The following is a 12827-nucleotide window of genomic DNA, read 5'->3' on the forward strand; positions in this document are numbered from 1 at the left end:
CTGAACGCGACCTGACCGCCGGATCCGCCAGGTCGGCGCCCGGTCACCGACACCACCCCCGGTCGTCGCCGTCCGTTCGCCCTGTGGTCCTAGACCGGATCCGGGACCGGCACGGCGCCGGCCCGGAAGGGAACCATCGTGACCAGGCACCTCCCCACCCGCCGGCAGGTCGCCGCGACCGCCGGGCTGGCGGTCGCCCTCGTCGGCACCTCCGGTGCCGTCGCCGGCCCCTCGGCCTCGGCCGACGCCGCGACCCACCACGCCGCCGCGTCGACCCGGGCGGGCGCGCACCACGTGCTGCTGCTGTCGGTCGACGGCATGCACCAGCAGGACCTCCGGTGGTGGGTGCGCCACCACCCCCGCTCGGCGATCGCCGCGCTCGTGCACCGGGGCACCGAGTTCACCCGCGCCCGCACGCCGTTCCCCTCCGACTCCTTCCCGGGCATGGTCGGCCAGGTCACCGGGGGCAACCCCCGCACGACCGGGATCTACTACGACGTCACCTACAACCACGCGCTGATCGACCCGAGCGCCAGCTCCTCGGCGACGCCCTCCCAGGCGGTCTGCCGCACGGCTCCCCGGGGCGCGAACGTGACCTTCGACGAGTCCCTCGACCGCGACAGCTCACGCCTGGACGCCGGCCAGGGCCTGCCCTCCCTGCCGCGCGACATCCTGCGGATGACCGGCCACCCCAGGTCGCTGCTGAACCCGGCCGCCCTGCCCATCGACCCGCGCACGTGCTCGCGGGTCTACCCGCACTCCTACCTGAAGGTGAACACCGTCTTCGAGGTCGCCAAGGCCCACGGCCTGCGGACCGCGTGGTCGGACAAGCACCCGGCGTACGAGATCCTCGGCGGGCCGTCCGGCAAGGGCCTGGACGACCTGTTCGCCCCCGAGATCAACTCCAAGGCCGACTCCGCGGGCCACGACTGGACGCAGGTCAACTCGCTGACCCAGCGCTACGACCACCTCAAGACCCGCGCCGTGCTGAACGAGATCCGGGGCCTGGACCACTCGGGTCGCCGCCACGTGGGCGTGCCCGGGGTCTTCGGGATGAACTTCCAGTCGGTCTCGACCGCCGAGAAGCTCCCGGTCTCCGACGGGCGCCCGGGTGGGTACGACGCCACCGGCACCACGCCCGGCCCCGTCGTGCGCAGCTCGCTGGCCTTCGTCGACCACGAGGTCGGCACGATGGTCTCCACCCTGCGCCGGCAGCACCAGCTGCGGAACACCACGATCATCCTGTCCGCCAAGCACGGGCAGTCGCCGCGGGACACCCGCTCGCTGAAGCGGATCGACGACGGCGCGATGATCGACGCGCTGGACGCGGCCTGGAAGTCGGCCCACCCCGGGGCCACCACACCGCTCGTCGCGGCCTCGCTCGACGACGACGGCATGCTGCTGTGGTTCAGCAACGGTGACCGCACTCCGGCCGCGGACGACTTCGCCCGCGCCTTCCTGGCGTCGTACTCCGGCACCGGGACGGGCAGCGACGGCCGGGCCAGGTCCACCGACGCCGCGGGCAAGCCGGTGGCCTACACCTCCGCCGGACTGACGCGCACCTACGCCGGCGCCGGTGCCGCCTCCTTCCTCGGGACCCGCACGTCGGACTCCCGCGTGCCGGACCTCGTCGGGATCGCCCAGCACGGTGTCGTCTACACGGGCAAGACGGCCAAGATCGCCGAGCACGGCGGTGACGACCCCTCCGACCGCGACGTCCCGCTGGTGGTCGCCGGCCCCGCGGTGCGGCACGCGGTGCGCACCGCGACGGTCTCGACCAACCAGATCGCCCCGACCATCCTGTCGCTCCTCGGGATCTCCCCGTCGGCGCTCCAGGCGGTCCGGATCGAGCACACCCGCGCGCTCCCGGTGCGCCGCTGACCGTCGGACCGTTCCGGGCCCGGGTGGTCCTCGTCCCCACGAGGGTCACCCGGGCCGGGCCCCGACACGCCCCGGCGGGCCGGTGGGCAGTGGCCCCGGCGGCTGCCGGCCCGAGCCGCGGCGGTGGGACGATGAGCAGGTGTCCCTTCCCCCCGGCGTGCCGCTCGGCGTCTACGTCCACGTCCCGTTCTGCGCCGTGCGCTGCGGCTACTGCGACTTCAACACCTACACCGCCACCGAGCTCGGCGGCGGCGGCTCCCAGGCGGAGTACGCCGGCCACGCGGTCGCCGAGGTCGCGCAGGCGGCCCGCGCGCTCGGTCCCGGCCGAGAGGTCGAGACCGTCTTCTTCGGCGGCGGCACGCCCACGCTGCTCCCCGTCGAGGACCTCGTACGCCTGCTGGGGGCCCTGCGGACCCACCTGGGCCTGGCCGAGGGCGCCGAGGTCACCACCGAGGCCAACCCCGACAGCGTCACCCTGGAGGGCCTGACGCGGCTGCGGGAGGCCGGGTTCACCCGGGTCTCCTTCGGCATGCAGTCGGCCGTCACCCACGTCCTGAGCGTGCTCGAGCGCACCCACGACCCGGCCGGGGTGGCGCGGGCCGTCGGCTGGGCCCGGCAGGCCGGCTTCGAGCAGGTCAGCCTGGACCTGATCTACGGCACGCCCGGGGAGAGCGTGGCGGACTGGACGACCACGCTGGCCGCGGCGCTGGCCCTCGAGCCGGACCACGTGTCGGCGTACAGCCTGATCGTGGAGGAGGGCACCCGCCTGGCCCGCCAGGTCCGCACCGGCGTGGTCCCGATGCCCGACGAGGACGACCTGGCCGAGAAGTACGTCGTGGCCGACGACGCGCTCACCGCCGCCGGGCTGGGGTGGTACGAGGTCTCCAACTGGGCCCGCGACCCCCACGGCACGGGTGCCTCGCGGTGCCGTCACAACGAGCTCTACTGGACCAGCGCGGACTGGTGGGGGATCGGCCCCGGCGCCCACTCCCACGTCGACGGCGAGCGGTGGTGGAACGTCAAGCACCCCAGCGCGTACGCCGCCCGCCTCGTCGCCGGGGACCCGCCCCGCCACGACGGGGAGTCCCTGGACGCGCCCACCCGCGCGCTGGAGCGGGTGCTCCTGGAGGTGCGCCTGCGCGACGGCATGCCGCTGGCCCGCCTGGACGCCCTCGACGACCCCGCGGGGCCCGGGGCCCACCGCGCCCGGGTCGACCAGGTCCTCGCCGACGGGCTGGCCGAGGTCGTCGAGGACCGGCTGGTGCTCACCCGGCGCGGCCGGCTGCTGGCCGACGCGGTGGTGCGCACGCTCGTGGGGGACTGACCGCCCCCGACGACCGCCCCGACGACCGCCCTGGCGACCGGGCTCAGCTGCCGGGCGCGGTCACCGTCACGAAGTCGATCAGCTCCTCGACCCGGCCGAGCAGCGCGGGCTCGAGGTCCTGGAAGCCGCGGACGCCGCCCAGGATGTGCTTCCAGGCCCGGGCGATGTCGGCCTGCTCGCGGTGCGGCCAGCCGAACTGCTGGCACACGCCGTGCTTCCACTCGACGTCGCGCGGCACCTTCGGCCAGGCCTTCTTGCCCAGCCGCTCGGGCTTGACCGCCTCCCACACGTCGATGAACGGGTGCCCGACGATCAGCACGTGCGGACCGATCGCGGACTTCCGCACCGACTGGGCGATCTTGCTCTCCTTGGAGCCGGCGACCAGGTGGTCGACCAGCACGCCGGCCCGGCGGTCGGGCCCGGGGCCGAAGTCGCGCAGCTTCTCGCCCAGGTCGTCGATGCCGTCGAGGTACTCCACGACCACGCCCTCGATGCGCAGGTCGTCGCCCCAGACCTTCTCGACCAGCTCGGCGTCGTGGCGGCCCTCGACGAAGATCCGGCTGGCCCGCGCGACGCGCGCCTTGGTGCCGTGGACGGCCACCGAGCCGGACGCCGTCCGGGTGGCGGCGACCGGGCCCTGGCGGGTCGGCGCGACCAGGATCACGGGGCGCCCCTCGAGCACGAACCCCGGGCCGAGCGGGAAGGTGCGCCGCTTGCGGTGGCGGTCCTCCAGCGTCACGGTGCCGAGGTCGCGCTCGACCTTGACGATCTCCCCGACCCAGTCGCGGCCGACCTCCTCGACGACCAGGCCGAGGTCGGCGTCGATCTCGACGGCGCGACCGCGCTTGGGGGCGCGCCAGTCCTGGTTGAGGACGTCGGTGCCGTAGCGGTCGCCGAAGGTGCGGGCGGCGGGGCCGGTGGGGCCCGAGGAAGGAGGCATCCGAGAACGCTACGGCCCACCACGCGGCGTACGCCGGAACGGCACGCCTCTTGCGTGACGAACACGAGCGATATATCGTCGACGTATCGAGACAGTGTCGGCGACACCACTTCCATCCCACGTGGCTGACACGCAGCGAGAGGAGCTCGACATGAGACACCCGATGTGGACAGAAGCCTTCGAACCGTCCCGCCAGCAGCGCGGGGGCGGACGCCGTCGCCACGGCGGCCCGCACCCCGGTCCCGGCGGGCCCGGCGCATGGGGAGGCCCGTGGGGTGGCCCGCTCGGCGGCCCGCCGCCCTGGGTCGCCCAGATGTTCGGCCCCGGCCTCGGTGGCCCCGGCCGCACGGGCCACCGGCCCCGCGTGCGCCGCGGCGACGTGCGCTCGGCCATCCTCGACGTGCTGGCCACGGCCGCGGAGCCGATGAACGGCTACCAGGTCATCCAGCAGGTCGCCGAGCGCACCGACGGGGTCTGGAAGCCCAGCCCCGGCTCGATCTACCCCACCATCTCCCAGCTCCAGGACGAGGGACTCGTCGAGGACGCGCCCACCGGCCGCAAGGCCGTGCAGCTCACCGAGGAGGGTCGGGCGCACGTCGCCGACCACGGTGAGGAGCTGGCGGCCGTCTGGGCGCCGTTCGAGGAGCAGGACGAGGACCACGAGGCGGTCAGCTTCAAGCAGGTGATCGGCCAGACCGTGGGCGCCATCGCCCAGGTCGCGAGCACCGGCAGCCCCGACCAGCGCGCCAAGGCGCTGGAGATCCTGGCCGACACCCGGCGCCGGATGTACCAGCTGCTCGCCGAGGGCCCGGACCCCGTGGACGCCGACGACCCCGACGACGAGGACGACGAGGACCTCGAGGACGAGCCGCTCGCCCCCGAGCCCCCCCCGGCACCCCCGGCCGCGCCCGGGACCGGCCACGTGCACCAGGGTCCCGAGGGGGAGTGATGGCCGAGCTGCGCATCGGCGACGCCGACCGCGAGGCCGCGGTGGCCGCCCTGGGCGAGCACTTCGCCCAGGGCCGGCTGTCGAAGGAGGAGTACGACGAGCGCGCCGACGCCGTCTGGTCGGCCCGCACCCGCAGCGACCTCGCGCCGGTGTTCGCCGACCTGCCCGGGTCGGCGTACACCCCGGGGACGCAGCCGCGGACCGGACCCTCCCGGCCCGGTCCCGCCTGGACGCCCGCGTCCGTCGCGGGTCGGGTCCCGGCGACCCGCGGTGGCGTCCCGTGGACGGCGGTCAAGGTCGCGCTTGTCGCCCTGGTCTTCCTGACCGTGGTCACGCACCTGCCGTTCGTGATCCTCGGCGCCGGGCTGTGGTTCTGGTTCTCCCGCCGCGGCACGACGCCCCACCCGCCCTGGGCGGACCACCCCCGGCGGTCCCGCTAGCGGACTGGCAGCGGGCCGTCAGCGGGTGGGTCAGGACCCGGCCGAGGCCGCCTTCGGCTTGAGCCACCACTCGAACCGGCGGGTCATCCACGGCAGCAGGCCGTAGGTCATGATCGGCGTCGCGACCAGGGTGGTGACCAGCGTGCGCAGCACGATGTTCGGGTGCCAGCCGGTGAGCAGCAGGAGCGAGCCCAGCGCCAGGCTGAGCGGGAAGAACGTCAGCCAGATGACGGTCGCCTGCTTCCAGCGCGGCGGCGCGGCGGCTGCGGGGCGCAGGTCCTCGCTGTCGACCTCGACCGGGTCGTCGAACCACCCCTCGATGCCCGTGCGCCGCTCGACGCGCGACTCCCCGACCAGCCCCTGCGCCGACCCGAGCCACCACGCCCGCTGGGAGGAGGACTCCCACCGCTCCAGCGAGGCGTGGTCGGCGAACCGGTAGAGCATGTGCCACTCGTCGGAGCCCGCGCGCGGGCGCACCCAGCCGGTGCCGAGGAAGCCCTCGAACCGCTCGGCCAGCGACGAGCCCGCCTGCACCCAGGCCAGCATCTGGGCCGCGTGGTCGGGCGCGACGTGGCGCACGATCGAGACCGTGACCGCGCCGGCCGCGTCCGAGGACGTGGCCGGCTCGTGCCGGGGTGCGGGCTGCTCCGTCACGGGCTGGTCGGTCACAGGCTGGGGTCGTCCGAGACCCGCACGAGCAGCTTGCCGAAGTTGCGACCGGCGAGGAGGCCGCGGAACGCCTCGGGGGCGGAGGTCAGACCCTCGACGACGTCCTCGCGGTAGCGGACCTTGCCCTCGGCGACCCACGACGACATGTCGCGCACGAAGTCGCGGCCGTGGGTGGGGACGAACTCGCTCTGGATGAAGCCGCGCACGGTCAGGCTCTTGCGCAGCACCAGGCCCATGAAGCCGGGCAGGCGGTCGGGACCCTCGGGGGCCGAGGTGCGGTTGTAGTCCGCGACCAGGCCGCACACGGGGACGCGGGCGTAGAGGTTGACGTGCTTGAAGACCTCGCGCGCGACGCTGCCGCCGACGTTCTCGAAGTAGACGTCGATGCCGTCCGGGACGGCCTCGGCGAGGTCCTGGGCGAAGGTCTCGGAGCGGTGGTCCAGCGCGACGTCGAAGCCGAACTCGTCGAGCAGCGCCTGGCGCTTGGCCTCGCCGCCGGCGATGCCGACCGAGCGGGCCCCCTGGACCTGGGCGATCTGGCCGACCGCGGAGCCGACCGGCCCGGTGGCGGCGGCGACCACGACGGTCTCGCCGGGGCCGGGGCGGCCGATCTCCAGCAGGCCGGCGTACGCCGTGAAGCCGGGCATCCCGAGCACGCCCACGGCCGTCGAGATCGGCGCCTTGGCCGGGTCGAGGCGACGCAGGCCGGTGCCGTCGCTGATCGCGTGGGTCTGCCAGCCGGAGTAGGACAGCGCGTAGTCGCCCTGCGCCCAGTCCGCGTGCCGCGACTCCTCCACGACGCAGACGGTCGCGCCCTCGAGGACGTCGCCGACCGCGACCGGGGCGGCGTACGACGGGGCGTCGCTCATCCGGCCGCGCATGTAGGGGTCGAGCGAGAGGTAGACGACGCGCAGCAGCAGCTGGCCGTCCTCGAGCGCGGGCAGCTCGTGGTCCTCGAAGGAGTAGGTGGCGTCGTCGGGCTCGCCGACGGGACGCTGGGCGAGGCGGACCTGGGTGGTGGTCGTCATGGAACTCCTTGGATCGGGTGGGGCCGGGGTTGATCGGGGGTTGATCGGGGGTGGGACAGGGGTTGATCAGGGGCGGATCGGTCGGACCGGGACGAGGGCCCGCGATCGCGCGCGCAGGGCGCTCGGGGGCGACTCACCAGCATGCCTCCTGAGGTCGCCCCGGCGCACGTCGAGACCGGGGCCCGGGTCCGCTCCCAGGCGTGGCGGGCGACCCCCGCGTGACGAGCACCTCAGCGGGTGGTGTCGAGCGCGTTGGCGACCTCGACGCACCAGGCGTCCGCCCGCGTGCGCAGGGTGGGGGCGTCGGCGCCCTGCACCTCGCAGGTCAGCCAGGTGGAGCCGAACAGCCCGGCGTGACGCACCCGCCGCTGCCCGGCGGCCAGACCGGCCGCGGGGGAGGTGCAGACCTGCGTCACCCCCGGGACGCCGTACGCCGGTCCGGCCGGCGTCGAGCAGCCGCGCACGCCGCGGGTCTGCGCGACCACCGCGTCGGCCCCGGCCCGCTGGACCGGCCGCGCGAACACCCACGCCCGTGCCGTCGTGCCGTCCGCGCCCGACCACGAGCAGCCGGTCTCGGCGACCGTGTCGGCGACCCCGGCGAGGCCCAGCCGGTCGCCGTTGCCCCACGCGTCGCGCCCCTGCGCCCGACCGCCGAGGGCGTCGGTGACCGCGCCGGCGGGCACCAGGGAGCAGAAGTCGATCCGGGGCAGGGTCATCGTCTGGGTGCGGAGGTCATCGATCGGGGTCGGCGCCACCGACGGCGTGCCCGACGGGGCCGCCCGCGGGGGAGCGGCGGCGCTGCACCCCGCGACCGCGAGCGTCGCCAGGAGCGTCCCGACCAGGGCCGTGGACAGCCGTCCCGGGCGGCGACAGGCCGACGATCCACGCATGCGCCCCACCGTAAGGGCGCTGACCTACGCTCGACCAGCGGTCGGGCGAGCACGTGTTCGTCCCCCTGTTCCACCCGTTCCTGCCCTGCCCCCGGCCCCGCCCGCACCCACGCCGTGATCACTTTCGAGAACGTCACCTCCACCTACGCCGGGCACACCCGACCGGCGCTGTCGGCCGTCAACGCCGAGATCGGCGCGGGGGAGTTCGTGTTCCTCGTCGGCGAGTCCGGCTCGGGCAAGTCCACCTTCCTGCGCCTGGTCATCCGCGAGATCCGGGCGACCCGCGGCCACGTCTTCGTCGACGACCGGGACGTGGGGCGGCTGCGCAGCTGGCGCATCCCGGGCCTGCGCCGCCAGATCGGCACGGTCTTCCAGGACTACCGGCTGCTGCCGGACAAGACGGTGGCCCAGAACGTCGCCTTCGCGCTCCAGGTGATCGGCAAGTCGCGCTCCCACATCGACCGGGTGGTCCCCGAGACCCTCGAGCTGGTGGGCCTGGCCGGCAAGGAGAAGCGGATGCCCGACGAGCTCTCCGGCGGGGAGCAGCAGCGGGTGGCGATCGCGCGCGCCTTCGTCAACCGGCCCGCGATCCTGATCGCCGACGAGCCGACCGGCAACCTCGACCCCCACACCAGCATCGGCATCATGAAGCTGCTCGACCGGATCAACCGCACCGGCACGACCGTGGTGATGGCCACCCACGACGCCGGCGTCGTCGACCAGATGCGCAAGCGCGTGATCGAGCTCGACCGCGGGATCGTCGTGCGCGACCAGACCCGCGGCGTCTACGGCTACCAGCACTAGGAGGAACGTCCCCATGCAGCTGCGACACGTCCTCTCCGAGACCGGCACCGGCCTGCGACGCAACAAGTCCATGTCCGTGGCGCTGATCGTCACCATCTTCGTCTCGCTGACCCTGGTCGGCATGGGCCTGCTCCTGAACAGCCAGGCCGACAAGGCCGAGCGCTACTGGGGGAGCAAGCTCCAGATCACGGTGTTCATGTGCAACCAGAACTCCACGGCGCCGACCTGCCAGGGCGGTGAGGTCACCTCGGCGCAGCAGGCCGCGATCAAGAAGGTCATCGACGGCCACCCCGAGGTGGCGTCGTCGTACTTCCAGTCCAAGGAGCAGGCCTTCTCGACCTGGAAGCGGGTCTACCTCTCCCAGGACAAGTCCGAGCAGGAGATCTACTCCACCGTCCGGCCCAAGGACATGCAGGAGTCCTACTGGGTGCAGCTCAAGGACCCCAACAAGTTCCGCGGGGTCGAGACCCAGCTGTCCTCGATGGCGGGCGTGGCCGCGGTGCGCGATCTGCGCCAGGTGCTCAAGCCGATCTACTTCTGGATGACGGTGCTCAAGTGGGGCGCCATCGGGGTGGCGGTCTTCCTGCTGCTCGCGGCGATCCTCCAGGTGGGCAACACGATCCGGCTGGCGGCGTACGCCCGTCGGCGCGAGATCGGCATCATGAAGCTCGTCGGCGCCTCCAACCTCTACATCTCGCTGCCCTTCCTGCTCGAGACGTTCGTCGCCGCCCTGGTGGGCGTCGGGCTGGCCGCGGGCACGGTGCTGGCGTTCATGTACGTCGTGATCTACGGCCGCCTGCGACCCACCTCGACCATCGTGGAGTGGGTCGACTGGCAGGACTCCTACACCGCCATCGCGGGCATCGCCGTGCTCGGCCTGCTGCTGACGCTGCTGCCGACACTCGTGATGACCCGCAAATACCTCAAGGTGTGAACGCGCCGGGTTAGCGTCGGGGGGTTCGCTCCTTCCCCGGCTGAACGGCAACTCCTGTGGTCCCCTCCGCACCTTCCCCCTCGCCCGGTCCTGCCCGGACCCGGCCCACGAGCCGTCGGCGACGCTCGCGCACGGTCGCGGCCTCGACGGCCCTGCTCGTGCTCGGGGCCCCGGTGCTGGTGCCGGCGGCCTCGGACGCCGCAGCCCCGGCCGTGCCCACCCGAGCGGCCCTCGCCCCGGCCGGGACCGCCGCGGCCTCCCTGCTGCTCCCGACCGAGGACCGGCTGCGCAAGCGGCAGCGGGCCGCCCACTCCCGCGCGCGCTCGGCCCGCGCCGACGTCGAGGAGTCCAGCGCCGCCCTGGCCGCCGCCGGGCGTCGCCTGCTGCGCGCCCGCGCCTCCCTGACCTCGGCCCAGAAGGTCCTGGCCGGCTCGCAGGCGGCGCTGGCGCTGGCCGCCCACGCCGACGACCTGGCCCAGGCCGCCCTCCAGGCCGCCGAGCACCGGTTGACCCTGGCCCGCGCCGCGCTGGTCGAGGCCCGGGCCCAGGTCGTCGAGCAGCGGGCCTCGATCGGACGGCTCGCGGCCAGCAACTACGCCAACGGCGACCCGGCGCTGATGGGGCTCTCGGTCGTGCTGACCTCGCAGAGCCCCTCCGAGGTCACCACCCAGCTCAACACCGTCTCCTCGCTGATGGGGCGCTCCACGACCGAGCTGGCCGCGCTGAAGTCGGTGCGGGCCGCGATGAGGTCCCAGGAGGTCGAGGTCGCCCGGGCCACGCTGGTCGTGGCCTCCCAGCGACGCGCGGCGGCCGCCAACCTGGTCACCAAGCAGGCCCGGGAGACCGAGGCCGCCACCGCCCGCGCCCAGGTGGCCCGACTGGTCGCCACCCGCCGCGCCGCCGAGGCCCGAGCCGCCCGGGCCCGACGTGCCGACGCGGCGCAGCTGCGCGCCGTGGAGCGCCAGGAGTCGCGGATCAAGAAGCTGATCCTGGCCCGGGCCGCTCGCGCTGCCCGCCGGGGTGGCGGCTACCGCGGCGTCGCGGGCGGGGTGCTCCTGGCGCCGGTCCCGGGCCCGGTGACGTCGCCGTACGGCTGGCGGCTGCACCCGATCTACCACTACTGGGGCCTGCACGACGGCACCGACTTCGGTGCCTCCTGCGGCACCGCCAACCGGGCCGCCGGGACCGGGACGGTCATCTCCGAGGAGTGGTCGGCCGTCTACGGCCACCGCCTCTACCTCGACGTCGGCCGGGTCAACGGTCACAACCTCACGGTCGTCTACAACCACCTCGCCTCCTACGCCGTGGGCACCGGGGCGCGGGTCGCCCGCGGCGCGACCGTCGGCTACACCGGCTCGACCGGGTGGTCGACCGGCTGCCACCTGCACTTCACCGTCCTGCGCGACGGCGTGCCGGTGGACCCGATGACCTACATCGGCTGAGGAGCCGTCGGGTGATTCCCGCTGGCGCAGGCTGAGAGGATGGGCCCCATGGTCAAGGAGAAGGGGCAGAAGCTCGTCGCGCAGAACCGCAAGGCCCGCTACGACTACCACATCGACGACACCCTCGAGGCGGGGCTCGTCCTGGTCGGCACCGAGGTCAAGTCGCTGCGGGCCGGTCGCGCGACCCTGGTCGACGGGTTCGTCGAGATCGACGGCGGCCAGGCCTACCTGCACGGCGTGCACATCCCGGAGTACACCCAGGGCACCTGGACCAACCACGAGCCGCGCCGCGTGCGCAAGCTGCTGCTCAACCGCGCCGAGATCGACCGGCTCGAGGGCAAGGTCCACGAGCGCGGCGCCACCCTGATCCCGCTCTCGCTCTACTTCAAGGACGGCCGCGCCAAGGTCGAGCTCGCGCTGGCCCGCGGCAAGAAGAACTACGACAAGCGGCACGCGCTGGCCGAGAAGCAGGCCGACCGCGAGAAGGAGCAGGCCCTGGGTCGTCGGCTCAAGGGCGTGCGGTGACCGCTGCGACGCCGCCGGTCCCCTCCCGGGAGCCGGTCGAGGAGAGCGTCGCGGTCTGGCGCGAGCTGGGGCTGCCGGGCGTCTTCGACGTGCACGTGCACTTCCTGCCGCCCAACGTGCAGGCCAAGGTCTGGGCGCAGTTCGACCAGGCCGGGCCCAAGATCGGGCGCGAGTGGCCGATCCGCTACCGCGGCAGCCACGAGGAGCGCGTCGAGCAGCTGCGGTCCTTCGGCGTACGCCGCTTCTCCGCGCTGCCCTACGCCCACCGCCCCGGCATCGCGACCTACCTCAACGGCTGGGCCCGCGAGTTCGCCGCCGGGATCCCCGAGTGCCTGTGGAGCGCCACGTTCTACCCCGAGCCCGAGGCCGCAGCCTACGTCCCGGAGCTGATCGCGGCCGGGGTCGAGATCTTCAAGCTGCACACCCAGGTGGGGGAGTTCCTCCTCGACGACCCGCTGCTCGACGAGGCCTTCGGGGCGATCGAGGACGCCGGCACCCCGGTCGTGATCCACGTCGGCTCGGGCCCGATCGGCAACCCGTTCACCGGCCCGGACCACCTGGCCCGCCTGCTGCGCCGCCACCCCCGGCTCGCGGTCGTCGTCGCCCACCTCGGCGCCCCGGAGTACGCCGAGTTCCTCACCCTCGCCGAGACCCACGAGCACGTGCGCCTGGACACCACGATGGTGTTCACCGACTTCTTCGACGGCGACGAGCCGTTCCCGGACGCGCTCCTCCCGCGACTGGTCGACGCCCGCGACAAGGTGCTCTTCGGCAGCGACTTCCCGACGATCCCCTACCCCTACCTCGAGGCCCTTCAGAGCCTCACGCGCCTGCGCGAGCGCCACCCCGGCCTGGACGACGACTGGCTCCGGCACGTCCTGTGGCACAACGGCGTCGACCTGCTGGGCCTCGGCTAGCCCCACCCACGCCCGTCGGCACCGCCGGGTGCCGCACCAGCGTCGCGAACCGACCCCGCGCACGACGCTGCTGTAGCACTCGAG

General features: G+C 73.9%; 13 protein-coding genes. 9 read left to right on the forward strand and 4 right to left on the reverse strand.

Annotated features, from left to right (window positions below; translation table 11 throughout):
- The first annotated feature begins 138 nt into the window (after positions 1-138).
- Complete coding sequence (locus tag ACYVDA_RS07310; protein ID WP_460816619.1) at positions 139-1881, forward strand: alkaline phosphatase family protein; 1743 nt, start codon at positions 139-141, stop codon at positions 1879-1881.
- A 139-nt stretch (positions 1882-2020) separates the two neighbouring features.
- A complete protein-coding gene (gene hemW, locus ACYVDA_RS07315) occupies positions 2021-3205 on the forward strand; it encodes a radical SAM family heme chaperone HemW (protein ID WP_460816621.1) in 1185 nt (394 codons plus the stop codon).
- 43 nt (positions 3206-3248) lie between these two features.
- Here the strand turns inward: hemW and ACYVDA_RS07320 are convergent, their stop codons facing one another.
- Positions 3249-4145, reverse strand: coding sequence for a DUF3097 domain-containing protein (locus tag ACYVDA_RS07320; RefSeq protein ID WP_460816624.1), 897 nt, complete (start codon positions 4143-4145; stop codon positions 3249-3251).
- A gap of 151 nt (positions 4146-4296) precedes the next feature.
- Here ACYVDA_RS07320 and ACYVDA_RS07325 point away from each other — a divergent pair, with 151 nt between their 5' ends.
- Both ACYVDA_RS07325 and ACYVDA_RS07330 read left to right on the forward strand, forming a co-directional pair.
- Positions 4297-5094: a PadR family transcriptional regulator gene (locus tag ACYVDA_RS07325; protein ID WP_460816627.1), complete on the forward strand. Its 798-nt coding sequence runs from the start codon at positions 4297-4299 to the stop codon at positions 5092-5094.
- Positions 5094-5534 carry a DUF1707 SHOCT-like domain-containing protein gene (locus ACYVDA_RS07330; RefSeq protein ID WP_460816629.1) on the forward strand — a complete coding sequence of 147 codons (441 nt, stop codon included), beginning with the start codon at positions 5094-5096 and terminating at the stop codon, positions 5532-5534. The genes ACYVDA_RS07325 and ACYVDA_RS07330 overlap by 1 nt, the downstream gene beginning before the upstream one ends.
- A gap of 30 nt (positions 5535-5564) precedes the next feature.
- On the opposite strand, the gene ACYVDA_RS07335 is transcribed toward ACYVDA_RS07330, so the two are convergent.
- The 3 genes from ACYVDA_RS07335 to ACYVDA_RS07345 form a co-directional block, all read right to left on the reverse strand.
- Positions 5565-6188 (reverse strand): antibiotic biosynthesis monooxygenase, encoded by a 624-nt coding sequence (locus ACYVDA_RS07335; RefSeq protein ID WP_460816631.1) that lies wholly within the window; start codon positions 6186-6188, stop codon positions 5565-5567.
- 11 nt (positions 6189-6199) lie between these two features.
- Entirely contained in the window at positions 6200-7231 is a 1032-nt protein-coding gene (locus ACYVDA_RS07340; RefSeq protein WP_460816634.1) for an NADP-dependent oxidoreductase, read from the reverse strand.
- 230 nt (positions 7232-7461) lie between these two features.
- Positions 7462-8121 carry a hypothetical protein gene (locus ACYVDA_RS07345; RefSeq protein WP_460816637.1) on the reverse strand — a complete coding sequence of 220 codons (660 nt, stop codon included), beginning with the start codon at positions 8119-8121 and terminating at the stop codon, positions 7462-7464.
- Positions 8122-8235: 114 nt separating this feature from the next.
- On the opposite strand from ACYVDA_RS07345, the gene ftsE reads away from it, so the two are divergent.
- The 5 genes from ftsE to ACYVDA_RS07370 all read left to right on the forward strand — a co-directional run bounded on the left by ftsE (position 8236) and on the right by ACYVDA_RS07370 (position 12743).
- On the forward strand, positions 8236-8925 hold the full coding sequence (gene ftsE / locus ACYVDA_RS07350; RefSeq protein ID WP_460816639.1) for a cell division ATP-binding protein FtsE: 690 nt from the start codon (positions 8236-8238) through the stop codon (positions 8923-8925).
- 13 nt (positions 8926-8938) lie between these two features.
- Complete coding sequence (ftsX, locus tag ACYVDA_RS07355; RefSeq protein ID WP_460816642.1) at positions 8939-9859, forward strand: permease-like cell division protein FtsX; 921 nt, start codon at positions 8939-8941, stop codon at positions 9857-9859.
- A gap of 158 nt (positions 9860-10017) precedes the next feature.
- A complete protein-coding gene (locus tag ACYVDA_RS07360; protein ID WP_460816645.1) occupies positions 10018-11301 on the forward strand; it encodes a M23 family metallopeptidase in 1284 nt (427 codons plus the stop codon).
- A 48-nt stretch (positions 11302-11349) separates the two neighbouring features.
- Positions 11350-11826 carry an SsrA-binding protein SmpB gene (gene smpB, locus ACYVDA_RS07365; protein ID WP_460816648.1) on the forward strand — a complete coding sequence of 159 codons (477 nt, stop codon included), beginning with the start codon at positions 11350-11352 and terminating at the stop codon, positions 11824-11826.
- Positions 11823-12743: an amidohydrolase family protein gene (locus tag ACYVDA_RS07370; protein ID WP_460816650.1), complete on the forward strand. Its 921-nt coding sequence runs from the start codon at positions 11823-11825 to the stop codon at positions 12741-12743. Before smpB ends, ACYVDA_RS07370 begins: the two co-directional genes overlap by 4 nt.
- Positions 12744-12827 lie beyond the last annotated feature (84 nt).

It is taken from the genome of Nocardioides korecus (assembly GCF_054778395.1).

Bases quoted from the DNA above. Each gene is read 5' to 3' on its own strand.
- ftsX (WP_460816642.1), top strand. From the start codon at position 8,939: ATGCAGCTGCGACACGTCCTCTCCGAGACCGGCACCGGCCTGCGACGC.
- ACYVDA_RS07320 (WP_460816624.1), bottom strand. From the start codon at position 4,145: ATGCCTCCTTCCTCGGGCCCCACCGGCCCCGCCGCCCGCACCTTCGGC.
- smpB (WP_460816648.1), top strand. From the start codon at position 11,350: ATGGTCAAGGAGAAGGGGCAGAAGCTCGTCGCGCAGAACCGCAAGGCC.
- ACYVDA_RS07340 (WP_460816634.1), bottom strand. From the start codon at position 7,231: ATGACGACCACCACCCAGGTCCGCCTCGCCCAGCGTCCCGTCGGCGAG.
- ACYVDA_RS07330 (WP_460816629.1), top strand. From the start codon at position 5,094: ATGGCCGAGCTGCGCATCGGCGACGCCGACCGCGAGGCCGCGGTGGCC.
- ACYVDA_RS07325 (WP_460816627.1), top strand. From the start codon at position 4,297: ATGAGACACCCGATGTGGACAGAAGCCTTCGAACCGTCCCGCCAGCAG.
- ACYVDA_RS07345 (WP_460816637.1), bottom strand. From the start codon at position 8,121: ATGCGTGGATCGTCGGCCTGTCGCCGCCCGGGACGGCTGTCCACGGCC.